The 26974-nt window shown below is 54.1% G+C and carries 18 protein-coding genes and 1 pseudogene; 14 read left to right on the top strand and 5 right to left on the bottom strand.

The window, feature by feature from the left end:
- Nucleotides 1–905 precede the first annotated feature (905 nt).
- From A8O25_RS23215 to rodA, 7 genes are all read left to right on the top strand, one after another.
- Nucleotides 906–1070: a hypothetical protein gene (locus A8O25_RS23215; protein WP_161947731.1), complete on the top strand. Its 165-nt coding sequence runs from the start codon at nucleotides 906–908 to the stop codon at nucleotides 1068–1070.
- Nucleotides 1071–1304: 234 nt separating this feature from the next.
- Nucleotides 1305–2333: a rod shape-determining protein gene (locus A8O25_RS09775; RefSeq protein WP_066834197.1), complete on the top strand. Its 1029-nt coding sequence runs from the start codon at nucleotides 1305–1307 to the stop codon at nucleotides 2331–2333.
- Between the two features lie 175 nt (nucleotides 2334–2508).
- Nucleotides 2509–2751 (top strand): MreC domain-containing protein, encoded by a 243-nt coding sequence (locus A8O25_RS23800; protein WP_241498986.1) that lies wholly within the window; start codon nucleotides 2509–2511, stop codon nucleotides 2749–2751.
- A gap of 62 nt (nucleotides 2752–2813) precedes the next feature.
- Entirely contained in the window at nucleotides 2814–3410 is a 597-nt protein-coding gene (gene mreC / locus A8O25_RS09770) for a rod shape-determining protein MreC (RefSeq protein WP_241498985.1), read from the top strand.
- A complete protein-coding gene (locus tag A8O25_RS09765; RefSeq protein ID WP_066834195.1) occupies nucleotides 3403–3927 on the top strand; it encodes a hypothetical protein in 525 nt (174 codons plus the stop codon). Before mreC ends, A8O25_RS09765 begins: the two co-directional genes overlap by 8 nt.
- On the top strand, nucleotides 3924–5759 hold the full coding sequence (gene mrdA, locus A8O25_RS09760) for a penicillin-binding protein 2 (protein WP_066834193.1): 1836 nt from the start codon (nucleotides 3924–3926) through the stop codon (nucleotides 5757–5759). Before A8O25_RS09765 ends, mrdA begins: the two co-directional genes overlap by 4 nt.
- Nucleotides 5760–5768: 9 nt before the next feature.
- Nucleotides 5769–7043 (top strand): rod shape-determining protein RodA, encoded by a 1275-nt coding sequence (rodA, locus tag A8O25_RS09755; RefSeq protein ID WP_066834191.1) that lies wholly within the window; start codon nucleotides 5769–5771, stop codon nucleotides 7041–7043.
- A gap of 344 nt (nucleotides 7044–7387) precedes the next feature.
- Here rodA and A8O25_RS09750 read toward each other — a convergent pair whose 3' ends face one another.
- The gene (locus A8O25_RS09750; RefSeq protein ID WP_066834279.1) at nucleotides 7388–8071 is read right to left on the bottom strand and encodes a response regulator transcription factor; all 684 of its coding nucleotides are present in this window, start codon (nucleotides 8069–8071) and stop codon (nucleotides 7388–7390) included.
- A 42-nt stretch (nucleotides 8072–8113) separates the two neighbouring features.
- Complete coding sequence (locus A8O25_RS09745) at nucleotides 8114–9556, bottom strand: sensor histidine kinase (RefSeq protein WP_161947730.1); 1443 nt, start codon at nucleotides 9554–9556, stop codon at nucleotides 8114–8116.
- 103 nt (nucleotides 9557–9659) lie between these two features.
- On the opposite strand from A8O25_RS09745, the gene A8O25_RS23505 reads away from it, so the two are divergent.
- Nucleotides 9660–10874 carry a TIGR03435 family protein gene (locus A8O25_RS23505; protein ID WP_066834182.1) on the top strand — a complete coding sequence of 405 codons (1215 nt, stop codon included), beginning with the start codon at nucleotides 9660–9662 and terminating at the stop codon, nucleotides 10872–10874.
- Between the two features lie 95 nt (nucleotides 10875–10969).
- Here A8O25_RS23505 and A8O25_RS09735 read toward each other — a convergent pair whose 3' ends face one another.
- Complete coding sequence (locus A8O25_RS09735; RefSeq protein ID WP_153042686.1) at nucleotides 10970–12118, bottom strand: hypothetical protein; 1149 nt, start codon at nucleotides 12116–12118, stop codon at nucleotides 10970–10972.
- 34 nt (nucleotides 12119–12152) lie between these two features.
- On the opposite strand from A8O25_RS09735, the gene A8O25_RS09730 reads away from it, so the two are divergent.
- The 5 genes from A8O25_RS09730 to A8O25_RS09710 all read left to right on the top strand — a co-directional run bounded on the left by A8O25_RS09730 (nucleotide 12153) and on the right by A8O25_RS09710 (nucleotide 19839).
- Entirely contained in the window at nucleotides 12153–12473 is a 321-nt protein-coding gene (locus A8O25_RS09730) for a 2Fe-2S iron-sulfur cluster-binding protein (protein ID WP_066834178.1), read from the top strand.
- Between the two features lie 686 nt (nucleotides 12474–13159).
- On the top strand, nucleotides 13160–13753 hold the full coding sequence (locus tag A8O25_RS09725; RefSeq protein WP_066834175.1) for a thymidine kinase: 594 nt from the start codon (nucleotides 13160–13162) through the stop codon (nucleotides 13751–13753).
- Nucleotides 13754–14210: 457 nt separating this feature from the next.
- The gene (locus A8O25_RS09720) at nucleotides 14211–17495 is read left to right on the top strand and encodes a S41 family peptidase (protein ID WP_066834172.1); all 3285 of its coding nucleotides are present in this window, start codon (nucleotides 14211–14213) and stop codon (nucleotides 17493–17495) included.
- 355 nt (nucleotides 17496–17850) lie between these two features.
- Entirely contained in the window at nucleotides 17851–18150 is a 300-nt protein-coding gene (locus tag A8O25_RS09715) for a hypothetical protein (protein ID WP_066834170.1), read from the top strand.
- A gap of 465 nt (nucleotides 18151–18615) precedes the next feature.
- Nucleotides 18616–19839, top strand: a complete 1224-nt coding sequence (locus tag A8O25_RS09710) for an RtcB family protein (RefSeq protein ID WP_066834168.1) — start codon at nucleotides 18616–18618, stop codon at nucleotides 19837–19839.
- 966 nt (nucleotides 19840–20805) lie between these two features.
- Here A8O25_RS09710 and A8O25_RS09705 read toward each other — a convergent pair.
- Nucleotides 20806–21891: a mechanosensitive ion channel family protein gene (locus A8O25_RS09705; protein ID WP_066834166.1), complete on the bottom strand. Its 1086-nt coding sequence runs from the start codon at nucleotides 21889–21891 to the stop codon at nucleotides 20806–20808.
- 254 nt (nucleotides 21892–22145) lie between these two features.
- Between A8O25_RS09705 and A8O25_RS09700 the strand changes: the two are divergent.
- Nucleotides 22146–24316, top strand: a pseudogene (locus tag A8O25_RS09700) (bifunctional alpha,alpha-trehalose-phosphate synthase (UDP-forming)/trehalose-phosphatase).
- A gap of 739 nt (nucleotides 24317–25055) precedes the next feature.
- Here the strand turns inward: A8O25_RS09700 and A8O25_RS09695 are convergent.
- On the bottom strand, nucleotides 25056–26837 hold the full coding sequence (locus A8O25_RS09695) for a glycoside hydrolase family 15 protein (RefSeq protein WP_066834164.1): 1782 nt from the start codon (nucleotides 26835–26837) through the stop codon (nucleotides 25056–25058).
- Between the last annotated feature and the right edge of the window lie 137 nt (nucleotides 26838–26974).

Genomic DNA, 26974 nt, shown 5'->3' with positions numbered 1-26974 from the left:
CTTGTAGTAGCTGGGGCTTTCTGTTTTCGGGCTATTTTCAGAAAAACAGCCCGGAAACAGAAAGCTGCAGTGGGTGACGGGCTGTATTGGCGTTGTTGACCCAGACGCTCGCAGGTCCTCCGGACGCTACGAGGGCTTTTGAGCAGGCGGCACAGCGGGGGCAGGTGTATGGAACCCACCACTGCCCCTCCCGGGAAGGGAGTTGATCTGCAATGCGCGCCCTCCTGTGCAAACATCCCCCTTCGCCCCCTTCAAAGGGGGAGTATCAAAGTGAGTTCTGAGTCTTGAGTCCTGAGTTCTGAATCCTTTCTTTCATCTCAGGTACTTCAGCACGAATGAAGCAGCAATATCTGGTTTCGCTGCCGCGCCGCGAGGGCAGCCGGAGACCGCCCGTCATCAGTAGGCACGACTCCGGAGATTCGCGCCAGCGCGGGAGTATCAGCTGGCGTTAGAAGGCACGGAAGTAACTTCCGCGCCATAGGGGGAGAAAACCGCCATTGCGTTTCTGGGCTGTTTTCCTGAAAACAGGCCAGAAACACAATGACTGTTTCAATCCTTCTACTTACGAGATTGCTCCTATTTGCTTCAGCTGCCGGCACTTCTGCTCCCAGTACTCGCTTCTGTCATTGCTACTCCTCTTTTAACAGTTCTGCCTCTGACTGATGTGCGCAGCACGAGCTTGGCTCAGGCTAGCGGAACAGCCACTGTTACCTGAAGAGGCAGAAAGAATAGGAGAAGCTGATCAGGAGGGGAACCTAAACCAGTCCTGACGGTGAGCGCCTCTGTTAATACGGTGCCGCGTGAGCGGCAAGGCCGGAGGGCCTAGTTTTAACAGCAGTGCGAACCGGCAGGACGGGGCCTCGCGGCCGTGAGCGCTTACCGGAAAAGATGAAACAACACAGCCCGTGAAGCAGAGTCAACAGCGCTCCAGCCAAGGGAACTACATACTACGAATTGCCTCAGCAGCAGCAGCAGATAATACTCTGAAGGGAACAGCAAACTACGCATTCCAGAAACTTGAAGAAGCAACTTCTAAAGCAGCAGCAGACTACTCCTTCCTGCCACAGTAAAACAAACAACAAAGCCAAATGCCTTTAATAGCTCCTGCAACACTCTCAAAAATCCTGAAAGAGAAGAACCTGTTTTTGGCCTGTTTTCTAAAAAATAGCCTAAAAACAGAACTGCTTTACGCCCAACAGAAATTATTAACGGGAAATACTTAATTTTGCGCGGAAGTAGTACCTTGTAAAGAAATTATTTTTCATATATAGTACTCTGCCTGCAGAGCACTCTAACGATACCCAATGGGATTATTCAATTTTTTCACTGCCGATATAGCGATTGATTTGGGCACGGCCAATACCCTGATCATCCATAACGATAAAATTGTGGTAGACGAGCCGTCTATCATTGCCATTGACCGCACCACCAACAAAGTGTTGGCCGTGGGCCGTGAGGCCATGCAGATGCACGAGAAAACCCACGAAAACATCAAGACCATCCGCCCACTGAAAGACGGGGTGATTGCTGACTTTACCGCCGCCGAGCAGATGATCAGGGGCATGATCAAGATGATTGACAAAGGCAAGAAACGCCTGTTTCAGCCGTCTTACCGCATGGTGATCTGCATTCCGTCTGGCATTACCGAGGTGGAGAAACGCGCCGTAAAAGACTCAGCTGAGCACGCAGATGCCCGCGAGGTCTGGATGATCCAGGAGCCCATGGCCGCGGCTATAGGGATTGGCATTGATGTGGAGCAACCCGTGGGTACCATGGTGGTAGACATAGGGGGCGGTACCACAGAGATTGCCGTGATTGCCCTGTCCGGGATTGTGTGTGACCAGTCCATCCGCGTAGCGGGCGACGTGTTCAACAAAGACATTCTGGACCACATGCGCCGCCAGCACAACCTCTTGATTGGGGAGCGCTCCGCGGAGCGAATTAAAATTGAAGTAGGGGCGGTATTGACCGAGCTGGACAACCCACCCGCCGACTTCGAGATCAGGGGCCGTGACTTGATGACGGGTATCCCGAAGGTGATTAAAGTAACCTACCAGGAAATTGCTATTGCGCTGGATAAATCAGTTTCTAAGATTGAGGAAGCTGTGCTGAAGGCGCTGGAGATTGCCCCGCCGGAACTGTCTGCCGATATTTATGACAACGGAATTCACCTGATTGGCGGCGGTGCGTTGCTGCGCGGGCTGGACAAGCGCTTGGCGGCTAAAACCAAACTGCCCATTCACATTGCAGAAGATCCGTTGCGCGCGGTGGTACGGGGCACGGGGGCGGCCGTCAAGAATATTGAAGGGTTCCGCAACGTGCTGTTGAGCTAAGGGCTTTTTAAATTTGTCTTTGCGCTGCAAATGGCCACGGTAAGAACCTGCCTTCGCATTTTTAGCACCTTTGTAGCGCGGCTGCAAGGTTCAGAAACCGCTCCCGCAGAACTTTACTTTGCCCATTGTCGCCAATAAACCCAAAAAGTTAAAGAAGCTCTAATTACGCACGCCCATGCGGAAACTCTTTCAGTTTATCTTCCGGATTAGGGCTTTCCTGTTGTTTCTGTTGCTGGAGGGCGTGTCGCTGTACCTGCTCTACCGAAGCAACACCTACCACAATGCCGCCTTTTACCAGTCATCTAACTACTATGTGGGGCGGGTGCTGGAGTTCCAGAGCGAGGTCTCTGAGTATTTCAAGCTAACAGACGTCAACAAGACGCTGGCCGCTGAGAATGCCGCCTCAGAGCCCGCCTGACAGACCTGCAGGAGCAGCAGCAGGATGACAGCCTGGGCTTAGTCAGGGACTCAGTCTTTCAGGTGGCTGATACTTCTTTGCTGGCGGGAGACTCGCTGGGGCAAGGAGTGCCGGACAACGCCGTTTACACCTACCGTCCGGCAAGGGTGATCAACAACTCTGTGAGACGGCTCAACAACCACCTGACGCTCAATATTGGCGCTGAGGCGGGTGTGAGTGCCGGGATGGGGGTTATCACGTCAACGGGTGTGGTAGGCAGGGTGAAAGCCGTTTCCAGGCACTATGCCACGGTCACTTCCCTGCTGCACTCGCAGACACTGATCTCCGTGCGGCTGAAACGAAACCGAAGCCTGGGGTCTATCAAGTGGGATACCAGAGACCCGGAGACCGCCAGTCTGCACTATATTCCGCTGAGTGAGAGGGTATTCAAAGGTGACTCGGTGGTCACATCCGGCTCGGGGGGGATTTATCCGCCGGGAATCATGATTGGCCGCGTGATCAGTGTTAGGAAGGAGCTGGACAAGAGTTTCTATACCATCAAAGTGAAGTTGAGCGTTGACTTTGATAAGCTGGCGTACGTGTACGTGGTGGAAAACAAACGCAAGCTGGAAATGGACAGTTTGCAAATCAGATCAGGGGTAACAGAAGAAGATGAATAGTTTCCGGTTCATTCATTTAGTACAGTTTGTGGTGCTTATGGGCTTGCAGATCCTGCTCATGCGCAACCTGGTGCTCTATGACCGGGGTTTCTGCTTTGTGTACATAGGTTTCATTCTGTTCCTGCCCATTGACATTGACAAGGTGCTGTTGCTCATTCTGGCTTTTATGTCTGGCATCACCATTGACCTGTTTTATGACACGGCGGGCATGCACGCCGCCGCCACGGTACTCATGGCGTACCTCAGGCCGTCAATGCTCAAACTACTCACGCCAAGGGATGGGTATGAGGTGTCTGATAACGCCAGCCTCACGTCTATGGGGTGGCGCTGGTTCTTGACGTATGCTATGGTTTTGATCTTTGTGCACCACTTCACCCTGTTTTTTTTGGAGCTGAATGGATTTAAATTGATCGGGTTTACGTTGGCCAAGATAATCATCAGTACTTTGTTCACCGGAGCCGTGCTGGTGATCTTCCAGATGTTATTTTTTGAGAGGAGAGCAAGGGGTTTTAGATGAAGTACTTAGAAGGCCGCAAATACGTCATTCAAGCTATTTTTATTGCAATAGGGGCGGTTTATCTCATCAAACTTTTCTTTATACAGGTTTTAGACGACAGCTACAAAACTGCCGCCGACAACAACGCCATGCGCCGCGTGGTGCAGTATCCGTTCAGGGGGCTGATCTATGACCGGGACGGCAAGCTGCTGGTAGAGAACACGCCGGTATATGACCTGATGGTGGTGCCCAAAGAAGCCAAAGCCATTGATACCCTCAAATTCTGCCAGCTGGTGGGGTTGACCCTGCCGGAATACCGGGAGAAAATCAAGGCCGCCAGAACCTATTCCTATGTCAAGCCGTCGCCGTTTCTGCAGCGCCTCACCAATGCTGAGTTTGCGGCCATTCAAGACAACCTGGTTGATTTTCCCGGGTTTTACATCAATGCCCGTACGGTACGCGGCTACCCGCACCAGAGCCTTGCGCACGCGCTGGGCTATATTGGCGAGATCAGCCCGCGGCAGTTAGAGGACTCAGCCTACAAAGGCTACCGCCAGGGTGATTATCTGGGGGTGAGCGGCATTGAGCGGCAGTATGAGCAGTACCTAATGGGGCAGCGCGGGGTGAAGTACACCATGGTGAACGTGCGCGGGCTGGAGAAAGGCTCTTTCAAAGACGGGGCCTATGACACCCTCTCGGTGGCCGGGCAGAACCTGATCACCACCATTGACCTGGAGTTGCAGAAATACGGGGAGAAGCTCATGCAAGGCAAGACAGGCAGTATTGTGGCCATTGAACCCAAAACAGGCGAAATACTCTCCCTGATCTCCGCCCCTTATTATGACCCTTCGCTCCTGACTGGTAAGGAGCTGGGGAATAACTACATGAAGTTGTTGAAAGATCCGGTGAAGCCGCTCTTCAACCGGCCTCTCATGGCCACGTACCCGCCGGGCTCCATCTTTAAGCTGGCGCAGGCGCTCATTGCCATGCAGGAAGGTACCCTCACCCCAAACACAGGGTATGCCTGTAACTGGTCGCTGGTAAAATGTTCGCACCGTCACCCGCACCCGTCTAACCTGGGCATTGCCATTGAGCAGTCGTGCAACCCGTACTTCTATCAGGTGTTCAGAAGCGTGGTGAACAAAGGCCGGTCAGCCAACGTCTTCCAGGACTCGCACCTGGGGCTGGATGCGTGGAACAAACATATCAAGAGCTTCGGGTTCGCCTCCAAGCTGGGCATTGACTTGCCTAATGAAAAGAAAGGCTTAATGCCAAACTCCCAGTTCTATGACAAGATCTACGGGCCCAAAGGCTGGAAATTCCCCACCATCTACTCGGTGAGCATTGGGCAGGGGGAGACAGGGGTGACGCCGCTGCAGATGGCCAATTTTGCCGCCACCATTGCCAACCGCGGCTATTACTACACTCCGCACATTGTGCGGTCTGTGGGCGAGAAGGGGAAACCATTGCCAGCGTATTCTGAGAAACATTACACCTCAGTAGACCCCAGGCATTTCCCAGCGGTAGTAGAGGGTATGCAGCGGGTAGTAGAATCAGGCACCGCCCGGTATGCCAGGCTGAACCACATTGGCGTAGTGATCTGCGGAAAAACCGGAACCGTGCAGAACCCCCACGGCAAAGACCACTCGGTGTTTATTGCCTTCGCGCCCAAAGATGACCCTAAGATTGCCATAGCGGTATATGTGGAAAACGCGGGGGGCGGGGCCATTGCCGCGGCGCCTATGGCCAGCTTAATGGTAGAGAAATATTTGAATGACTCCATCACCACCCCGGCTAGAAAACGGTGGGAGCATGATATGGTCAGTGGCGCCTTCTACAAATGGGGACATTAACAGTAAGCTATGCGGACTTCCTATAAACTTACGCAGAACATTGACTGGATTACCATTGGCCTGTACGCGCTCATGGTGATCCTGGGCTGGATGAACATTTACGCCGCGGTGTACAACCCGGAGAACGTGACCAACATCTTTGACTTTTCCCTCAACTCTGGCAAGCAGTTGGTCTGGATTGGGGCATCAGTGGTGATCATTGTCATGTTGTTTGCCATTGACTACAAGGCGTATGACTCTTTGGCCTACGTCATCTACTGGTTCTTTATTCTGCTGCTGCTGGGTACCTTGGCGTTTGCGTCAGAGATTAAAGGCTCCAGGTCGTGGCTGGTGATCACCGAGTCTATCAGGCTGCAGCCGGCTGAGTTTGCCAAGTTTGCCACGGCGCTGGCGGTGTCTAAGTTCATGAGCAGCATTAACCTGCGGCAGCAGAACTGGAAAGACCAGGCCAAGCTGGCGGGGTTGGCCTTGCTGCCCCCCACCATCATCATTCTGCAAAATGAGACGGGGTCAGCGCTGGTGTTTGCCGCGTTCACCCTGGCGTTCTTTCGGGAGGGCATGTCGCCGTTGATCCTGATCATTGGGGCGGTGGGCGTGTTTGTGTTCGTGCTTACGCTGCTGATTCCGCAGTGGTACCTGGCAGCGGGCGTCACGGTACTGATGGCGGCCTACGGCTGGTTCAACTTTCACCGCATTAAACGGTTTTTGTACCCTTACATTGGTATTTGGGTGGCGGTGCTGGCGGTGGTGTTCAGCGTGAACTTCTTTGTGGAGAACGTGCTGCAGGAGCACCAGCGGAACCGGATCAAAGTACTGGTAGACCCAGACATTGACCCGCTGGGCGTGGGCTGGAACGTAACCCAGTCTAAGATTGCCATTGGCTCTGGCGGGTTTTTAGGCAAGGGGTTCTTAGAAGGAACCCAGACCAAGTTTGACTTCGTGCCCGAGCAAAGCACTGACTTTATCTTCTGCACCGTGGGCGAGGAACACGGCTGGATTGGCAGTCTGGTGCTGATTGCGCTGTTCATGGGGCTCCTGATCCGGATCATTACCGTGGCCGAGCGGCAGCGCTCGGTCTTTGGCCGCACCTACGGCTACTGCGTGGCCTCCATCATTTTCTTCCACTTTCTGGTGAACGTGGGCATGACCATTGGCCTGGCGCCGGTGGTGGGGATTCCGCTGCCGTTCTTCAGTTACGGCGGGTCCGGTTTGTGGTCATTTACCATTCTGCTGTTCATTCTGCTGGCCATTGACGCCCACCGCAAGCTGGATCTGGGGCGGTAGCGTGTGGGGGAGCAGGTAGTGAATATTCCCGTTTTGGGGCTGTTTTTTCAAAAACAGGCCCAAAACGCAAACTTTTCCTTTGCCCTTCTGAAAAGCTAAAGAAGTTCCAGTTTTGCCCTGTTTTGCCAAAAACAGCCCGGAAACGGGAGCCGTCTACTGAGTGAAAACCTGGTGCCTGCCAACTAAGCGCTTGTCTACGTTTTGAGTTTGCAGTCAAAAACGGAGGGTAAAAGGTTCTCCTCTAGCAGGCATTGAGCAGCCTGGCAGCGCCACGGGGTGAGGCAACCGCCGGGTCAGGTTCCTGTAAAGCCCGCTTGCAGCGAAAAAACAAATCTAAACCTGCTCTAAGCTAACAGCTTGTACCCCACGCCCCTGATGTTCAGAATTTCCACTGAAGGGTCTTCCCGCAGGTGCTTTCTCAGTTTAGTGAGGAACACGTCCATGGTGCGGGCCTGAAAAAAACCGTCATCGCCCCAGAGCTGCAGCAGTACCGTTTTGCGCTCCAGCACCTGGTGGCGGTGCTGCACCAGCAGGAGGAGCAGCTCACTTTCGCGGTAAGACAGTTTGGCGTGCAGTTTCTTGTCTAGCCACAACTCCTGCTTTTGCGGCAGAAACGTGTACCGGCCCACCAACAAGGTTTCACTCAGGTTTTCTTTGGGCGGCTGCCGCCGAAGGAGTTCCTGGAGGCGCAGCACCAACTCCTCTAAGGTGAACGGCTTCTTGAGGTAGTCATTTCCGCCGGAGGCGTAGCCTTGCACCAGGTCCTGGGTCTGGGACTTGGCCGTGAGGAAGAGCACCGGAACCTGCCCGTCTACTTTCCTGATTTCCCGCACAAATGAAAAACCGTCCAGCAGGGGGAGCATCACATCAACCACGCAGATATCAAACGGCTGCCGCCGAAACAGCTCCAGCCCTTGCTGGCCGTCTGGGGCATGGGTCACGGTGAAGCCGCGTTTCTGGAGGCTTTCCTGCAGAATCTTGGCCAGCGGCACTTCATCTTCAAGCAACAACAGGTGCGGGGGCTTCATGGCGCGCAAGCGGAATAGAAAGGAGGAAGGTGGTGCCAATGCCTAACCGGCTCCGGAGGGTGAGGGTGCGCCGTGCCGCTCGGCCATGGCTTTGGCGTAGCTGAGGCCCAGGCCGTAGCCTTTCACGTTGTGCACATTGCCAGCCGGCACCCGGTAGAACTTCTCAAAAACCTTAACCTGATGCTCTGGGGCTATGCCCAACCCGTTGTCTGCTATTTCCAGTACCGCATTCCCGGCCTGTTTGTAAAGGGAGAGGCGGAGCTGGAGCTGGTGGTTGCGGTATTTCAGGGCATTGTCCAGCAGGGTAGCCAGTACGTTGCCCAGGTGCAGCTCGTCGGCGGTAACGGTGAGGCACTCAGGGGGGAACTGGGTTTCAACGGTGGCAGACACCTGTTCCAGCTGCGGTCTGTGCTGTGATAATACACCGGCAACTAATTCCTGCAGACAGATGCTCTTCTTCTCCAGCGCCACGCTTTCCTGCTCCAGGGCCACGCTTTTCAGGATCTGGTCAATGAGTCCGGTCAGCCGGCCGCTCTGCTGCCGAATGATGCTTATATATTCCTCGGCGGAAGCCTTGCTCAAATCAAATGCCTGAATGGCCTCGGCGGCCAGGCTGATGGTAGCCACCGGCGTTTTAAGCTCATGGGTCATGTTGTTCACAAAGTCGTTCTTGAGCTCGGCCAGCTTCTTCTGCCGGAACAAGGTCTTCAAAGTATAGCCGAAGCAGAAGATAGCGGTTACGATGAGCAACAGAGAGCTGCCAATCACCCACTTCATGCGCTGCAGAAACACAAGGTTAGGGTCTGGGAAATACGCCTGCACCCGTTGCCGGGGCTTGCGAAGGCTCACATTGTAGGAGCGGGTGGCGTATTTGAAGTCTGCTGGGGTTGCGTTTTTGGCCTGTTTTTCAGAAATCAGGGCAAAACCAGCGCGAATGTCCCGTTGCTGTAACTGCTGCTGGAACAGCTTTTTCAGGCGAGCGGGGTTGAGGCGGTTCTGGGTGTAGGCCTCCTCCATTTTATCGCCTAGTTTCCTGGTGTAGAAGTAGAGCGAGCCCTCCTGCAGGTTCTGCCAGACTATATCCTCGGTGAAGTGCTTGATGAAGTAGGCCTTGGCGGCCGGTGTGATTTCTGGCAATTTCTGGGTGAAATGATTGAACCCAATGGTAAACGGCTCGCGCTTCTCCGGGGCCCAGGGGTGTTTGTCGGCGAGGGAAAATTTGGTGGTTTTGTAGATGGGGTCAACGCGGCACGTGATCTTCACCAGGTTAGTGTCTGCCAGCCAGCCGCGGTACTGCTGCAGGAGCTCCCTCCGCCGGGCGTCCTGCTCCAGCTTTACCGCCTCCTGCAGCGCCTCGTTGATGTCTCTGGTAAATTCCTGCGAAGCCGTGCGGTAGCTCTGGTAACTCCAAATGAGCTGCAGCCCCACCACGCCCACCGTGCAGGTTACCATCATGAGCAAGACCAGGTGAATTCTCCGCTTCATATGGCCAAAGATAAGGTTTCTGCGCATGGGCAGGGCAGGCGTTAACACTAATTAACAGTGCTTAACGCTGGTTAACCCAGTTCCCGGAGCCGGGGCGGTAGGTTTGGGGAAATTATTCAAACCGTATGAAAAAGCTTTTTTCACTTCTGCTCCTGGCGGGCACGCTGCACGGGCCGCTCCTGGCCCAGACCACCCTCGGCGAGGCCGCGCGCCCATCACTTTCGGCAACGTCCTGAACGGAAACAGCCCCTCCCTCAATCTCGCTAACCTGAAAGGCAAGGCGGTGCTGCTGGAGTTCTGGGCCACGTGGTGCGGCCCCTGTGTGCAGGCCATGCCGCATCTGCAAGACCTCCAGAAACAGTTCAAGGACCGGCTGCAGATTATTACGGTTACTGAAGAAACCGAGCAGCGCATACAGCGGTTTCTGGCCAACCGGCCGTCTACGCTGCTGTTTGCGGTGGCAGACACGGGCGGGGCCAGAAAGGCGTTTCCCTACCGCATGATTCCGCATTCGGTGCTGATTAGCCCACAGGGCAAGGTGGTGGCTATCACGGCGCCCCAGAACTTTACTTTTGCCGTCATAGAGAAGGTGCTGGCGGGCAAGCCCATAGATTTGCCTTTGAAGGAAGACAACCTGGCGGCAGACCCGCTCACGTACTTCACAGCGGCGGCCCAGACCCGCGCGCATTTTCTGGTGCAGCCCGAGCTGAAAGGAGTTGGCGGACAGTCCCACTCGTATCTGCAGGACCCCGTGTTCAAAGGCCGCCGGCTTACCATGATCAACCTTCCGCTGGAAAGCGTGTACCGCCTGGCGTATGAAAGCCTGCCCTACGGCCGCACTCTTGATCTGACCACGGGAGAGAGCGTGGAGGAGAACAAGACCAAGTATTGCATTGATATTATTGTGCCCAAAGGGCAGGAAGCCCAACTCCTGCCCACGCTCCGGCAGGAACTCCAGAAGATGTTCACCGTGCGGGCGAGCCTGGAGAAGCGCCTGCGGCCAGTGTACGTACTGCAGGTGGCAGATGGGGCCAAGGTGAAAAAGATACCCGTCTCGCAGGCCAAGGCCGAGGTCTTTGGGGCCTCTGCGGGTGCGTTTGACGGTGAGCACGTGCGCTTGGAGAAGGTGGCCCATTATCTGGAGAGCTTCGGGATGGTGAATTTGCCCGTGGTAGATGAAACCGGCAACCAAACGCGGTATGACCTCTCCTTTGAATTTGAGCCCGAAAGAAAAGGCGCCGTTCATGAAGCCCTGGCCAAGCTGGGCCTGAAACTGGAGAAAGCCGAGCGGTCTATTGACGTGCTGGTTTTCCGGTAGACAGAAAGGTGGTAAAACAGAAATCCCCTGCCGTCTTCTGGTGGCAGGGGATTTCTGTTTTGGGGCTGTTTTTCTAAAAACAGGTCAAAAACGGCTTATGCGAACTTTCTTTCAATCAGGCGCACCAGCTTCTGCACGTGCTCTTCTTTCTTAGACCAGTTGTACTTGCTGCCGACCTCTTTGAGAAGGAATTGTTTGGCCTCATCGGCAGAGCCGAATTCATCCAGTTGCTTGATTATGGCGTGGTAGGCCATGTTGTCCCCCTCAAACAGTTCATTGATAAATGAAAAACGCTGATTGATGGAGATGGCGTCTTTGAGGGAACCAATCTTCTGGTCTTGCTGGCGGTCGGCCAGAGAGGCGTTCACGGGTTGCTTGAAACGGTCATTGAGGGTCTGCTTCTGCTCCTGCTGGAACCGCTCATTCAGTTTAGGCTCCATGTTCACCTCTGGCCGGAAGAACGGGGAGGCGGCTGCGCCTGAAGACGTAGAGGAACCGTTGGTAGACGGCGCAGTTGGTACGGGCGGCACGGCGGCCACCGGAGTGGGGGCTGGTGCCGCAGCAGGGGGCGGCGGTGTGGCAGGTACCACCGGAATGGAGGGGACAACAGGGGCTACGGGAGCCTCCGGGGTCAGGATCTCATCCATTTTCAGGGGTTTCAGCTCATTGAAACGGGTTACCACATCGGCTACAGAAAACCGCAGGGAGTTGTGCTCGTTCAGGAACCGCTGCAGTTTGGTGGTCACCTTGCCGCGGTCCAGATTTTCCTCAGAGAGGGAGTCTATGAACTGGCGGTACAGCTCCTTGTCCAGGTCTTGGTATTTCAGGCCTTCCTGCAGCTTGGCCGGTGAGAGGTCGTCTACCCGCAGAAACTTCTCCTCAAACACCTCCACCGGCTCCAGCACCGTCCGGAACGTGTCTTGTATGGCTTTCTGGAGGAGCGGCTCAAAGTGCGGGCGCTTGATAGAGATTTTGCGCGAGAGCACGTTCATGAACTGCACCAGCGCGTCTTTCACCTCAGGGCTCTCAAAGTCAAAGTAAGGGCTGCGCAGGTTGGCCATCTCATGGTTCCAGAGCGTGAGCAGCTCCCTGATGAGGTAGAGGTTCACCTGTTTGATGGGGGTAAATGAAATCAACTGCGGCGCAGTAACCACTTCATGCTGAGCGAAGTGTTCCTCGCTGAGGCGCTGGGCTAGCTCTTGGCTGTACTGAGCGAGGCGTATTTGATTATATTTGTCTTTCATTGGCGGAAGCATACGCTCGTAAATATAGCGAATAATGGGGGAAATCACGGTGCGGAATCTGGCAGATCTGCGGGTATCTGTATACGAAGGCCAAACGGTTCTGGCCGCTCTGCAGGCCCAAGGCATTGACTGGATGCACGCCTGCGGCGCCAGGGGCCGCTGCACCAGCTGCCGCATGATTGTGCTGCAGGGCATGGAAAACACCGCCCCGCCCACCCCCGCCGAGGAGCGCTTCCGGAGCAACGGCCGCCTCAAACCCAACGAACGCCTCACCTGCCAAACCCAACTCACCGGCCCCGTTACCTGCCAAGTACCTGAGCAGACCAAGCTGCCGCACATGACCTATAGCGGGTGATTTAGGGGGAGGAAGGAGTGAGGTGTTGAAGGGATGAGCGTACAATAGTTGAAGGATTTGGTGAACAATTAAAATCGCTCATGACAGCAACGCTTGTTCAGTGCAGATTCTCATGCTTCACTCTAGTGCATTTGCACGCATTGCGTCCCCCTTTGAAGGGGGTAGGGGGATGATGACTCGTGTTGATCTACTCGTGCAGAGTGACGTATTCCAAGAATAATCTTCTATTTCATTTAGCTGATGCTGACAGTTCTTCAACGGCCTTGGTCATCCCCCTACCCCCTTCAAAGGGGGACGCAATGCGTGCAAAAAGATAAAGAGTAGGAGGAGCCTCAAGAAGAGAATTTGCAGCCAATTAATTTGAATGCGTGTTTCCAGCCTGTTTTTCTGAAAGTAGCCCCAAACCACCCCCAAAACCACCCTCTTTGTCATCCTGAAAGGATCTTAGGGAACAGTGGGCAAACTAGAAAAGCTATTGCTTTGATTGTCTCACTCTCACACTTTCTACTTTCTGACACTTCTTCCGGGGTATAAGTTATTGTCATTGAGTGTATTGAATAACTCTGTGGAAAAGTTGTGCATTGGCAAAGGGAGGGTTGGCTGTACCTTCGTCTAAGAGAAAAGCTGAGGTGCCGTCTTTTTTGAGCGGCGCAATAGTCCATTCATTCATTAGCACAGTAGCATATATGTTTATAGAGCCTCGGGTAGGAAACAGGCATCAGGCCCAGAAGCGTGGTTGGATTGAAGTGATTTGCGGGTCTATGTTCTCCGGAAAGACCGAGGAGCTGATCAGAAGGCTCAACCGCGCCAAGATTGCGAGGCAGCGGGTAGAGATTTTCAAACCGGCCGTTGACACGCGGTACCATGAGGAAGACGTGGTGTCGCACAACGCCACGGCCATACGGTCTACGCCTATCCAGTTTGCCAATGACATGCTGCTGCTGGCCAGCGGCTGTGACGTGGTGGGCGTTGATGAGGCCCAGTTCTTTGATGAAGCCATCACCGAGGTCTGCGTGCACCTGGCCAACAACGGCATCCGGGTGATTGTGGCCGGTCTGGACATGGACTATCTGGGCAAACCCTTCGGGCCTATGCCCGCGCTCATGGGCGTGGCCGAATACGTGACCAAAGTGCATGCCGTCTGCGTGCAGTGCGGGGACATTGCCTCATACTCCTTCCGCAACGCGGTGTCACAGGAGAAGGTGCTTCTGGGCGAAACCGACTCATATGAGGCCCGCTGCCGCCACTGTTTCATGGAGGGCATGAAAGGGAAGCTGTAGACAGAGTTCTGAGTCTTGAGTCAGTTTTGCTGTTTTTCAGAAAACAGGCCCAAAACGCATTTAACCCCGTAGAGACCAGGCACCGCCTCGTCTCCACGCATTCCTGAATCCTTATTTCATCTCTTACATCCCACTACCCCAAATGCTGGACAGACAGGCCACGACCTGTCCCACCTGCTGGTTAATGTATGAAACCTTGCCTGCTTTAAACACAGGTCGCTATCGCTGGTGAAAATAGATGTGCAATGCGTGGGAGACGAGGCGGTGCCTGGTCTCTACCTATCAGCAATACCGTTCCCCATTTTTACCTAATGCGTTTCCGGGCTGTTTTTCAGAAAACAGCCCGGAAATGGGAATTCGCTCCTGCCTCCCTTTCACCACAACCGCCGCCTGTTTGAATTGCCCCGCCTGTTTGGTATATTTAGTATTCCAATCTAACAAACAAGCCCTTTACTTTATGAAAAAGCGGTTTCTTGCCGTGTTGGCCTTCTGCTGCGCCAGCAGCGTGGGTGCCATGGCCCAGACCCAGACACCGCTGTGGTTAAACACCCCAGCCATTTCGCCCGACGGGCAGACCATTGTCTTCAGTTACCAGGGAGATTTATACAAGGTAGCCGCCGCGGGCGGAAATGCCACGCCGCTCACCATGCACGAGGGCTATGAGTTCAACCCCGTGTGGTCGCCAGACGGAAAGCAGATTGCCTTTGCCTCAGACCGCTACGGCAACTTTGACGTGTTTGTGATGCCCGCCCAGGGCGGCGAAGGCAAGCGGTTAACTTTCCATTCAGCCAGTGACGTGCCCTCAGATTTCACGCCAGACGGCAAAAGCGTGATTTTCTCCTCTTCACGGGTAGACGCTGCGGCCAATGCCCTATTCCCTTCTGGGGCCTTCCCTGAGCTGTACACGGTTTCGTTAGGCGGCGGGCGCAACGCCATGGTCTTGACCACGCCCGCAGAGGCCGCCCGCTACAGCGCCAACGGCGAAGTGCTGGTGTACCAGGACAAGAAGAGCTTTGAGAATAACCTCAGAAAGCACCAGACCTCTTCCACGGCGCGTGATCTGTGGGTGTACAACACCAAAACCAAGCAGCATACCAAACTCACTGAGAACATAGGCGAGGACCGTCAACCCGTCTTCGGGCCGAACGGGCAGGAGCTGTTTTACCTGAGTGAGCAGCCCAACGGCACGTTCAATGTGCGCAAAATGAGCCTGCAGAACCCTAAGCAGAGCACGGCCGTCACCAACTTCAGCAAACACCCGGTGCGGCACCTGAGCGGCGCCAAAGACGGAACGCTTTCGTTTACCTACAACGGCGAAATCTACACCTTGAAACAAGGCGGACAGCCGCAGAAAGTGGCCATTCAGCTGTATTCTGGTATCAGGTCAAACCCAGAGACGGTGCTGCCTATTTCGGGCGGAATGACCGAGATGCAGGTGTCACCCAACGGCAAAGAGGTGGTGTTTGTGAACCGGGGCGAAGTCTTTGTAAGCTCCGTAGAGGGCGGCATCACCAAACGCATCACCAACACCCCAGAGCAGGAGCGCAGTGTGAGCTTTTCGCCCGACGGGCGCAGGATTCTGTACGCGGGCGAGCGCAACGGCAGCTGGAACATCTATGAAACCAGCCTGGTGCGCGCCGCTGAGCCTTATTTCTACGCCTCTACGCTCCTGAAAGAGGAGACCGTGATTGCCACGCCAACCGAGGAATTCCAGCCTGCCTACTCGCCAGACGGCAAGGAGGTGGCGTATCTGGAGGACCGCGTGAACCTGAAAGTGGTGAACAAAGCCAGCAAACAGGTGCGCACCATCCTGGCCAACGCTAACAACTATTCTTACGCAGACGGTGATCAGGATTACAAATGGTCGCCAGACGGAAAGTGGTTTCTGGTGCAGTACAACCAGCCCAAGCAGTGGCTGTCTGAGGTGGGCTTGATTTCCGCCAGCGGAAACGGCAACGTGATGAACCTCACCCAGAGCGGCTACTATGAAAACGGCCCCAGATGGATGGCAGGCGGCAAGATGATCATCTACTACTCCAACCGCGAAGGCCTCAGGGGCAACGGCAATAACTCGGGCACCGGCGACATTTACGCGCTGTTCACCACCCAAGACGCGTTTGACCGCTTCAAACTGAGCAAAGAAGACTACTCGCTGCTAGAGGATCTGGAGAAGCGCGAAGCGGAGTCTAAAGGGCCGGAAGAAACAGCAGAACCAAAGGGTAAAACCAAGGGCAAAGGCAAGAAAGGGGAAACAAGCAAAACATCGGCGCCCGCCGGCATGGCCTTGGAGCTGGACAACCTGCCGTACCGCAAAGCCCGTCTCACGGCCACTTCCTCAGACATTTCAGATGCCGTGGTGTCCCTTAAAGGCGATAGGCTGTTCTACCTGAGCCGCTTCGAGAAAGGCTATGACCTGTGGGTGACCAACCTGCGCGACAATGACACCAAACTGCTGGCCAAACTCGGCACCCGCGGCGGGGAAATGACGCTCTCTAAAGACGGAAAAAACCTGTTTGTGCTCACCGAAGGCAAGATTCTAAAACTGGACACCGAGAACGGGAAACAGGAAATGGTGCGCGTGAACGGGGAGATGAACCTGAACGCCGCCGCTGAGCGCGCCTACATGTATGACCACGTGATCAGGGAACTGGAGCAGAAATTCTACGTGACAGACCTGCACGGCGTAGACTGGAAATTCTACACAGAGAATTACCGCCAGTTCCTGCCGCATATTGCCAACAACTATGACTTCGCAGATGTGTTGAGTGAACTGCTGGGCGAACTAAACGCCTCGCACACAGGCGGTCGCTACAGTCACAGACAAGCCAACGCAGACGCCACCGCCTCTTTGGGATTGTTTTTTGATGAGCAATATTCGGGGGCGGGTCTAAAGGTAAAAGAAGTGATCAACCTGAGTCCGTTTGACCGTGCCAGCTCTAAGGTGAAAGCGGGCGTGATTGTAGAGAAAATTGACGGCCAGCCCCTGGAAGACAACACTGACTTTGACCAGCTCCTGAACCGCAAAGCCGGCAAATTCACGCTGGTGTCTTTGTATGACGAGAAGACCAAGAAGCGCTGGGAAGAAACGGTGAAACCTATCAACGGCGGTGAACTGAACGAACTGCTGTACCAGCGTTGGGTGGAGAACCGCCGCAAGGAGGTAGACCGCCTCTCGGGCGGAAGATTGGGCTACGTGCACATCAGGGGTATGAATGACGCCAGCTACCGCACCGTGTATGAGGAGGCCCTAGGCAAAAACGCCACCAAAGAAGCATTGATTGTAGACACCCGCGCCAACGGCGGCGGCAACCTGCATGACGACCTCATCAGCTTCCTGAACACCAAGCAGTACGCCCAGTTCAGCCCGCGCGGCCAGCACCTGAGCGATGAGCCCCGCAACAAATGGACCAAGCCATCTGTTGTGGTCATGAATGAGGCTAACTACTCAGATGCGCACATTTTCCCGGTACTCTACAAAGAGCTGGGCATTGGCAAAACCGTGGGCACGCCCGTGGCCGGAACGGGTACGTTTGTGTGGTGGGAAACCTTGATTGATCCTACCATGGTCTTCGGGATCCCGCAGATTGGGTACCGCACGCTGGGCGGCGGCAAGTTCCTGGAGAATTCGCAGCTGGAGCCTGATTATCTGGTGGCCAATGATCCCGCCGTCGTCGCGCAAGGGCGTGACCAGCAGCTGGAGAAAGCCGTGGAAGTGCTGCTGCAGGAACTGCCTAAGAAGTAACCAAAGCCAATAACTATATTATTTGTCATCCTGAAAGGATCTTGTGGGCGAACTGTAAACGCTTTTAGAAACAGCAACTACCGTTCTCTAGCAAGGTCTTTTAGGAGGACAAATAAAAATGGCCTTAAATAGAGTTACATTTTTCTACTTCGCACAGAAGCCTCACCGGTTTGGTGGGGCTTCTGCGTTTTGGGGCTGTTTTTGAGAAAACAGCCCCAAAACAGAAATCAGGCTGAAAAGATGCAAAGGTTGATCTGGTTGCTGTTCAGGAAGAAGACTTGTGAAATTTAGGTAAACCCTCCCGCCGTTTATTCGTTTTCATAGGGGATTGAAAACTTTAAACGCAAATAAAACTATGGCAAAAGCACAAGATGTAAAAGACGCTGCAGACAACTTCAACCCAGAGCACAGAGAAGGACCAGTAGCCAGAACAATAGAAGAGTATACCGCTAAACTTCCTTCTGACCTGTTCCTGTGGGCAGCACTAGGCTCCATGGCGGTTTCAGCTACGCTAAAAATCATGAAAAAAGATGATGAGGCGTTGTTCGTAGGCCAGTGGCCAGCCCCGTTCCTGTTGTTAGGATTGTACAACAAAGTAGTGAAAGTAAAAGGCCATGAAGGTGAGAAAACCGGTGGCACCCGCGGCGGATTATAATCAGAACCGCTCAACGGAAAGAGAAAGGGGAGGCATAGGCTTCCCCTTTTTTTGTGTCCATAACCCAAGTTGCGAGATAAAAATGGTAAATGATGAGGCAAGAAGTGTCTACCCCTCCAAGAAAGGAAATTTTCGCACTCGGGCAGAATTCCCCTACCTGGGGCAGGGCCGTTTCATTCTAAACTTTTCTGGTTCAAGTTTCCAACTTGGTCCTACTTTAGACTGAAGTTTTCAACTTCAGTGAGGCGAAAGCCTTAAAAGAAGGCATGGCGAAACCTGCAGATCACTAGAAATGCGTAGAATGAAACGGCCCTGCTCCTTAAAGGGGTATGGGTGGGTTCAAAAGCATTGACTAATCCCAGCTGGACCATCCTTTCTTTCTGTTTTCGGCCTGTTTTTCTGAAAACAAGCCGAAAACGGCATCTTGAAATTCCGTATAGAAGAAGCGACCAACCAGACAAGGCCATGGCTACCGTAGAAAACAACATCACCATTTTTGGCGAGGAAATCATTGACCAGAGCGCTATAAACCAGATTAAACGCTGCGTGGGGCCAGAAGACATTGGCGTGCTCACCGCAGATGCCCACTACGGCTACAACCACCCCATAGGTGGCGCCGTGGCCTACAAAAACAAAGTTTCGCTCTCTGGCGTGGGGTTTGACATTGGCTGCGGAAACAAGGCGGTGCGGACAGATATCATGGCCCGTGACGTGAACATTGCCCGCGTCATGGACGAGATCATGAAGACCATTGGCTTTGGCGTGGGGCGGCCCAATCCCAAGCGCGTGGACCACCCCGTGCTGGAGCACATCAAGAAGGCAGAGTTCAAACCGCAGCGCGAACTCAGAAAACTGGCCGCTGAGCAGTTGGGCACCGTGGGCAGCGGAAACCACTTCATTGACCTCTTTGAAGACGAGAAAGGCTACCTCTGGATTGGCGTGCACTTCGGGTCCCGCGGGTTTGGGCACAAGACCGCCTCCGGGTTCATTGCCCTCTCACAGGGCGGAAGCTTCTTTGACAAAGCCCGTGAAAGCGGCATGGACGGTCCGCCCATTCTCTTTGACATTGACTCAGAAATTGGGCAGGACTACATTGCCGCCATGGCCCTGGCGGGCGAATACGCCTACGCGGGCAGAGACATTGTGGTAGAGAACGTGCTGCACATTCTGGGTGGCACCGCCACCGAAGTCATTCACAACCACCACAACTTCGCGTGGTTTGAGCGCCACCAGGGCGAAGACTACTGGGTGGTACGCAAAGGCTGCACGCCTGCGTTTCCGGGGCAGAAAGGATTCATTGGCGCCAACATGTTTGACAATTCGGTCATCATTGAAGGCGTGGAAAGCGAACTGTCTGTGCGCGGACTATATTCTACCGTACACGGCGCGGGCCGCCTGCTCAGCCGACGGGCCGCCGCGGGCAAGACCAAATGGATCAGAGACGCCAAAGGTGTGAAGCGCAAAACCGTGGTCTCCCCGGGCCTGGTAGATTTTGACGCCGTGCAGCAGCGCATGAAAGAGAAGCGCATAGAACTCCGCGGCGCAGGCGCCGATGAAGCCCCCGAGGCTTACAAAAAACTGGAGGACGTCTTGAAATACCAGGGCAACACCATCAAAATCCTGCACACCCTTCGCCCGTTGGGTGTGGCCATGGCGGGCGAAGATGTGTATGACCCCTATAAAGAGTAGGGGAGCCGTAGGGTGGTAAGCATTCCTGTTTTCGGGCTGTTTTTCTGAAAACAGGCTGAAAACGGGAAATGGCATAGACCTCACAGGTTTTTAAAACCTGTGAGGTCTTTTGAGCAGGCGGTAAAGCGGTGGCAGCTGTAACAAACCCACCCCTACGAGGAGGGGAGTTTTCTGGAATGTGTGCCCTCCTGTGTAAACATCCCCCTTCGCCCCCTTCAAAGGGGGAGTAGCTGGTAGCGCTCTTTGAGGCTTCGCCACATGTAAGCTTCAAGCTTCCGCCATGGTGGGTCCAAGTCGGAAACTTGAACCAGCAAAAGGTGCATCTGAAACGCGTGGTTTCGCTGCCGGGCAGCGAGGGTAGTCAGAGACTCCCCATCATCTGTAGGCACGAGTCTGGAGACTCGCGCCAGCTGCTGAAGTCACTTCCAGCAGTAGCAGCAGCAGCCACTAACAGTCAACCACAGACATTCCACCACCCATGCCCCTGACTGATGTGCGCAGCACGGGCTCGTCTCAGGCTAGCGGAACAGCAGCAGTGACCTGCTAAAGCAGACCCAGCAGACAAGCTGATCAGGAAAGGAACAGAAACCAGTCCTGGCGGTGAGCGCCTCTGTTAATACGGTGCCGAAGGCAACGCCAAAGGCGTAGTTTTAACAGCAGTGCGAGCCGGCAGGACGGGCCCCGCGGCCGTGAGCGCTTACCGGAAGAGGTGAAACAGAACAGCCAGTGAGGCATTGCCAACAGCGGCACAGCCTAGGGAACAGCAGACTACGCAAAGGCAAACACTTCTCCATTAGATCCTTCAGTAGCTACGCCTAGCTCTCTTCGGCTCCCGCCTCAAGGATGCTCAGGATCACCAGAAAGCGTTTTCGGCCTGTTTTTCTGAAAATAAGCCTAAAACAGATTTTCTACTTTACTCAAACCAACCAATTTCAACAGGACAAAACTAAATCTTGAGTCATCAACCTACGCCACGGCAGGATCTGTGCCGGCGGGCAGAATGGTTCTGTTGAGAGGCAGGCACTCCGGGTAGTTTTTCTGTACGAAATCTACCAGCTTCTCCCGCACAAAGCAGCGCAGGTCATACGCAGTCCCAGAATCTCGGGCACTGACCAGGGCGCGCAATTCTAAGGTTCTTTCCTTGGAGTCGGTGACCTGCAGTATGCCCACGCGGCCGTCCCAGAGGTGGGTTTCTTTCAAGATGCGGGTGAGTTCTTCGCGCAGCGCATCTATGGGGGCGGTATAATCCAGGTACAGGAAAACGGTGCCCAGCAACTCAGCGTTGGTGCGCGTCCAGTTCTGGAAAGGCTTCTCTATAAAGTAGTTGATGGGCAACACCAGTCGGCGCTGGTCCCAGAGGCGCATGACCACGTAGGTGAGGGTGATTTCCTCTACGCGGCCCCATTCGTTCTCCACCACCAGCACATCATCCAGGCGCATAGGCTGCGTGAAGGCCAGCTGAAAACCCGCCAGCAGGTTCCCCAACGATTTCTGGGCCGCAAAGCCCAAGATCACGCCCGCAATCCCGGCAGAGGTCACCAGACCCGTACCAATTTTACGCACCGTTGGGAAACTCATCAGGATAAGGCAGGCGGCCAGGAACACAATCAGGATAATGGCCATCCGCCTGATGAACTGGAGCTGGGTGAAGAGCCGACGCTCTTTGATGTTGTCTGCCTTGTCCAGCTGGTGCTTCTTTCTGATCTGGTACTGAACCACGTTTACCCACCCAATCAGGAACCAGGCAAACACCACGGTGAGGGAGATTTCCATGACCCGCCTGAAGACTTCCCGCGCCTCTGGGGTCAACGGCAGCAAGGGCAGGGCAGCGCCCAGCGCCAGCAGGGGCATGAGGTAAGAAACAGGTTTGCTGAGTTTTCTGAGAATAGCCTCTACCCAAACATGGGGGAACCAGTGCTGATAGGTGGAAAGGACCTTAAAGATCAGCCACTTGATAATGATGCCTACCATGATAGCCCCCGCTATGACGCCGGCACCTTGCAGAAAATGGGGAAAGTGGTCTAGGGTAAAGTGTTTAATTTCTTCAATCATTCCTGTTGACCTGTTCAAATACAAGTTCATGCTTACCCGCCAAGCAGGAGAAAGGTTACTTTTCACTACGGGCTGGGGCCGTTTTTAAGCGTCTTTTTATATATTAATATTTGAATATTAACCAACAAAAGCTTACCCAAACCAGTAAACCCATACATAAGAGCAGGTGGGGCTGTTTAGGGAATTATTCCTGAAAGGCAAAACGAAACCCTTGCCTGGGGCTCCCACTTATTTTCCATTAAATCCAACCTACTATGCCCAAAACCATTATCATCTCCAACCGGCTGCCTATCAAAGTACAGAGAACAGAAGAAGGCTTGGCATATGAGTCAAGCGAGGGTGGCTTGGCTACCGGTTTGGGATCTATCTACAAACAAGGCGACAACGTCTGGATTGGCTGGCCCGGCACCTACTTTGAGGAAGACTCAGAGAAAAAGCAGGTGCGGCAAGACCTTCATCAGCAAAGCATGCACCCTGTCTACCTCACAGAAGGGGAGATCAGGGATTTTTACGAGGGGTTCAGCAATGAGACGCTGTGGCCTACATTTCACTACTTCAGCCAGTACGCGGTATATGAGGACACCTACTGGGAGGCCTACCAGCGGGTGAACCAGAAGTTCTGTGAGGCGGTCATGGAGCTGGCCTCTGCCGGTGACACCATCTGGGTGCATGATTACCAGTTGCTGCTGCTACCGGCCATGCTTAGGGAGCAGATGCCGGAGAGCACCATCGGGTTTTTCCAGCATATCCCGTTCCCGTCCTTTGAGGTTTTCAGATTACTGCCTTGGCGGGAGCAACTGCTACAGGGCATGCTGGGCGCAGATCTGATCGGGTTTCATACCTATGATGACGCGCGTCACTTCCTCAGTTCCGTGAGCCGTATTGTGGGGCTGAACACTTCGCAGGGGCTTATAGACAACGGGTTCCGGAACATCATGGTAGATGCGTTCCCCATGGGATTGACTATGACAAGTACGCCAGCCTGGCCACGTCAGAAGAAACCCACGCCAAAATTGCCGAATACCGCGAAGCCTTGCAGGAGCAGCGCATTATCCTGTCTATTGACCGCCTGGACTACTCCAAGGGGATTCCGCAAAGGTTGCAAGCCTTTGAGTTGTTCCTGAAGGAAAACCCAGATTTTCACGGCAAGGTAACGCTGTCTATGCTGGTGGTGCCGTCTCGGGACCAGGTGGAGATGTACAAGCAACTTAAGGAGACCATTGATGAACTGGTGGGCCGTATTAACAGCTCTTACCGCACCATCACCTGGACCCCCATTCAATATTTCTACCGCTCGTTCCCCATTGAAGAACTTTCGGCGCTGTACAGCGTGGCAGACATTGCCTTGGTCACGCCTATGCGGGATGGCATGAACCTGGTCTGCAAAGAATACATTGCCAGCAAGGTAGACCGGAAAGGCGTGCTGATCTTAAGCGAAATGGCAGGTGCCTCCAGAGAGCTGGCAGACGCCCTGCTCATCAACCCCAATGATCTGGGGCAGATGGTGCGCACCATCAGAGAAGCCTTGTTGATGCCCGAAGAGGAGCAGATCACGCGCATGGAGCACATGCAGGAGATTGTGCAGCGCTACAACATACACCATTGGGTGAGCATTTTCATGAACCGGCTGGAGTACATCAAGGAAAAGCAAAAGGCAATGGCCACTGAGTCGCTTTCTAAAGAGGAGAGTGCCCAACTGCTGGAAAGCTTTAAAAAGTCACATCAGCGCATGCTGTTCCTGGACTATGACGGCACATTAAGTCCCTTCAAGAAAGATCCTAACGCGGCGTTCCCAGACCAGGAACTGCTGGAAACGTTAACCTGCCTTACCCAGAACCCAGAGAACCAGGTGGTGATTGTGAGCGGCCGCGACCGCCATACGCTGGAGAAATGGCTGGGGCACCTGCCGGTAGCCTTTATTGCCGAGCACGGTGTTTGGTCACGGGAGCAGAACGGCCAGTGGGAAATGCTGCAACACCTCAGTGACAGCTGGAAAGCAGAAGTGAGGCCTATTCTGGAGCTGCACGTAGACCGTACCCCAGGCTCGTTTATAGAAGAAAAAGATTTTTCCCTGGTGTGGCATTACCGCAAGGTAGACCGCACACTGGCCGAACTGCGCGCCCGTGAACTCAGCAACTATCTCCTGTTCATAGCCGCCAACATTAACCTGCAGGTCATGGAGGGCGATAAGATTGTGGAGATCAAAAACGTGGAAGTTAACAAAGGCGTGGCCACCGCCCGCTGGCTGGAACAGCACCCGCATGACTTTATCCTGTCTATTGGCGATGACCGCACAGACGAAGACATGTTCCAGGCCATGCCCAAAGAGGCCTTCAGCATTAAAGTAGGCAATGAACGCTCCAACGCCCGCTTCAATGTAGACGGCAGCAATGACGTGCGCAAACTGCTCAAGTCGCTTTGTTAAGGAAATGCTAATGGTTCATTGCTGATTATTGTTTACTAAGAGCTTGTTTACATTTTGATTTTGCAGGCGAAAATGGGGAGCACAAGGTTCTGGCGAAGCGATTTTTGAGCAGCATACGCCCCGCTATGGTGCGAGAAAATGGCAAAGTCAGGTTCTTTTGATACCCGTTTGCAGCGCAGAAGGAAAATGTAAACATGCTCTAATTTCAGTCGCAGTAGACATTTGTAGCATGATGTAGTCCAAACCCTGTGAGGTTTCCCAAACCTCACAGGGTTTTCTGTTTTCGGGCTGTTTTCTCCAAAACAGCCCGAAAACAGAAAACCACGGAGTTCCTTCTCCCAAAGGGAGAAGGTTAGGAGGGTAAGGCCGTTCTACTGGTAAGACAATTTGCCTAAGAGAAACTGCATGAATCTTTCGGCTTTAGCCAGTAATACAAATTCATGTTTACTCATTCATTCTACTGGCACGAGCTGCAAGCTCGCGCCAGTGCTTTCGTTTTTAATAATCAACATTTCATTAAGACCTCGTAGCGTCCGGAGGACCTGCGAGCGTCTGTGCCAACTGCAGTTACAACTGGAACCGCCTCGCCCTCATCCTAGCCTTCTCCCAGGGGGAGAAGGAATACCGCAGTTTCCGTTTTCGGGCTGTTTTGGCCAAAATAGGCCAGAAACGGAAAAAGCTCCTGCCATTTCTAGCAGGAGCTTTTTCTTGTCAACTATGCTTTTCAGAAGCTAAGCATCTACAGAAAGGACGGTCTATCCAGACGTTTGGAGATGCGGTAGGCGGCGTTGAGCAGCCCCACGTGGCTGTAGGCCTGCGGGAAGTTCCCCCACTGGCTGCCGTCACGGGAATCCACGTCTTCGCTCAACAAGCCCAGGTGGTTCGAGTATTTCAGAATGTTCTCAAACTCAAAAATGGCTTCGTCTACGCGGCCCACGCAGGCCAGGGCCTCAATGTACCAGAACGCGCAGATCAGGAAAGTGCTTTGCGGCACGCCAAAGTCATCTGCGTGCTTGTAGCGGTAAAAGAGACCTTCTGGGGTTTTCAGTTCCTTTTCCATGGCTGCCAAGTGCGTTTTGGCGCGCTCAGAGGCGGGGTCCAGATAGTGCATCATGATGAGCTGCAGCGTGCTGGCGTCCATGTGGTTTTTCCCGATGGCCTGCGTGTACACGCCCTGCGCCGGGTCAAAGCACTCCTCAATCTTGGCCGCGGCCTGCTGCATGAGGTCGTTGGCCAACTGGCCCAGCTGCTCATCTCCCATGTAGCGGGCGGCACTGCGGGCGGCGGCGGCCCCGGCCCAGTGGAACAGGTACGTATAACAATGGTACTGCGCAAAATCACGGAACTCCCACAGGCCGGCGTCCGGCTCGTTCATGGTATCGCGTATCTTGTACAGCGTCTTGTAGATCAGCTTCTGTGATTCTATGCGCTCGGCGTCATTGAAACGGCGGTCAACGTACAGCGGCAGCAGCGCCACCAGAATCTGCCCATACACGTCATTCTGGATGTGGGTGTAAGCGTCATTGCCTATGCGCACGGGTTTGTTGCCCAGGTAACCGTCCAGCTCCAGTTCAATCTCAGTGAGCTTGCTCTGCGCACTGATGGAGTAAAGCGGCTGGTAGCGCTGGGTATCTTTGGCCGTGATGTTGGCAATGAAATGGAAATACCGCTCCATCTCCTCAAAGTGCCCAATGTTGTTGAACGCGTTCAGGATGTAATACGTGTCGCGCATCCAGCAGAAGCGGTAGTCCCAGTTACGGCCGGAGCCGGGGTGTTCCGGTAGGCTGGTGGTTGGTGACGCAATGATGGCGCCCGTGTCTTCGTACTGGTGAATTTTGAGGGCCAAGGCCGAACGGATGACTTGTTCCTGGAAGAAGTTGCTGATGCTGGTGTTCTTCACCCACATGCGCCAGTAGCGCGTAGTCTGGCTCAGGAACTCCTCAGCGGTGCTTTCCAGACGGGCCTCCAGCGGCGCGCCATACGTCAGCACCAGGTAAATGGTCTCATTCAAGACAAAATACTGGTCTTCCAGAATATAGCTGAGCGAGGCGTTGGTGGTGAGGCGTACCTCCTCGTCAAGGCCTCTGAACGAGATGTGGTTGCTGCTGCGGCGGCGCTTGAGCTCCAGCTGCCCGTAGTTGCCCACGGGGCGGCAGGTGACCTTGATACGCGGCGAACCCGCCAGCGGCTCTACCTTCCTGATCAGCATGAGCGGTTTGTAATAGCGCTGGTGCTGCCTGAAACGCGGTGCGAAGTCCGTGACCCGGTAAGAGCCTTCTTCACAGGAAATCTCGGTACAGAGAATGTTGGTGTTCTCTGTGTAGTATTGGTGCGACGAGAAGTGGTCTGTGTCTGGCTTGATCGAGTACTCACCGCCTTTTTCCCGGTCCATCATGGGCCCGAAGATGAAGCTACTGTCAAAGCGGGGCCAGCAGAGCCATTCAATGTTGGTGTCTTTGTGAATAAGAGCCAGATAGGCACAGTTGCCAATCAGCCCCATGTCATAGGTGTGCTTCGCCATATGGTTTTTGTTCGGGCACCGGGGTTGCCTGCCGGCGCTTGAACTAACATGTACCGTTTTAGACGTATAGAGGTTTCCTAATTTTTACAGACGGCGGTATTCCCTCCTGTTTTGGGGCTGTTTGCAAACAAGCCCAA

It is taken from the genome of Rufibacter ruber, from assembly GCF_001647275.1.
Lineage (GTDB): Bacteria > Bacteroidota > Bacteroidia > Cytophagales > Hymenobacteraceae > Nibribacter > Nibribacter ruber_C.
The sequence above is the reverse complement of the archived record's forward strand: the minus strand, read 5'-3'. Positions and strand labels throughout refer to the sequence as shown.

Coding starts and splice junctions, on each gene's coding strand:
- A8O25_RS09705 (WP_066834166.1), bottom strand. CDS start 21,891: ATGATTGAAGAAATTAAACACTTTACCCTAGACCACTTTCCCCATTTT.
- A8O25_RS09765 (WP_066834195.1), top strand. CDS start 3,403: ATGAATAGTTTCCGGTTCATTCATTTAGTACAGTTTGTGGTGCTTATG.
- A8O25_RS09735 (WP_153042686.1), bottom strand. CDS start 12,118: ATGAAAGACAAATATAATCAAATACGCCTCGCTCAGTACAGCCAAGAG.
- A8O25_RS09750 (WP_066834279.1), bottom strand. CDS start 8,071: ATGAAGCCCCCGCACCTGTTGTTGCTTGAAGATGAAGTGCCGCTGGCC.
- A8O25_RS09730 (WP_066834178.1), top strand. CDS start 12,153: ATGGGGGAAATCACGGTGCGGAATCTGGCAGATCTGCGGGTATCTGTA.
- A8O25_RS09695 (WP_066834164.1), bottom strand. CDS start 26,837: ATGGCGAAGCACACCTATGACATGGGGCTGATTGGCAACTGTGCCTAT.
- A8O25_RS09745 (WP_161947730.1), bottom strand. CDS start 9,556: ATGAAGCGGAGAATTCACCTGGTCTTGCTCATGATGGTAACCTGCACG.
- A8O25_RS09720 (WP_066834172.1), top strand. CDS start 14,211: ATGAAAAAGCGGTTTCTTGCCGTGTTGGCCTTCTGCTGCGCCAGCAGC.
- rodA (WP_066834191.1), top strand. CDS start 5,769: ATGCGGACTTCCTATAAACTTACGCAGAACATTGACTGGATTACCATT.
- mrdA (WP_066834193.1), top strand. CDS start 3,924: ATGAAGTACTTAGAAGGCCGCAAATACGTCATTCAAGCTATTTTTATT.
- A8O25_RS09775 (WP_066834197.1), top strand. CDS start 1,305: ATGGGATTATTCAATTTTTTCACTGCCGATATAGCGATTGATTTGGGC.
- A8O25_RS09715 (WP_066834170.1), top strand. CDS start 17,851: ATGGCAAAAGCACAAGATGTAAAAGACGCTGCAGACAACTTCAACCCA.
- A8O25_RS09725 (WP_066834175.1), top strand. CDS start 13,160: ATGTTTATAGAGCCTCGGGTAGGAAACAGGCATCAGGCCCAGAAGCGT.
- A8O25_RS23800 (WP_241498986.1), top strand. CDS start 2,509: ATGCGGAAACTCTTTCAGTTTATCTTCCGGATTAGGGCTTTCCTGTTG.
- A8O25_RS09710 (WP_066834168.1), top strand. CDS start 18,616: ATGGCTACCGTAGAAAACAACATCACCATTTTTGGCGAGGAAATCATT.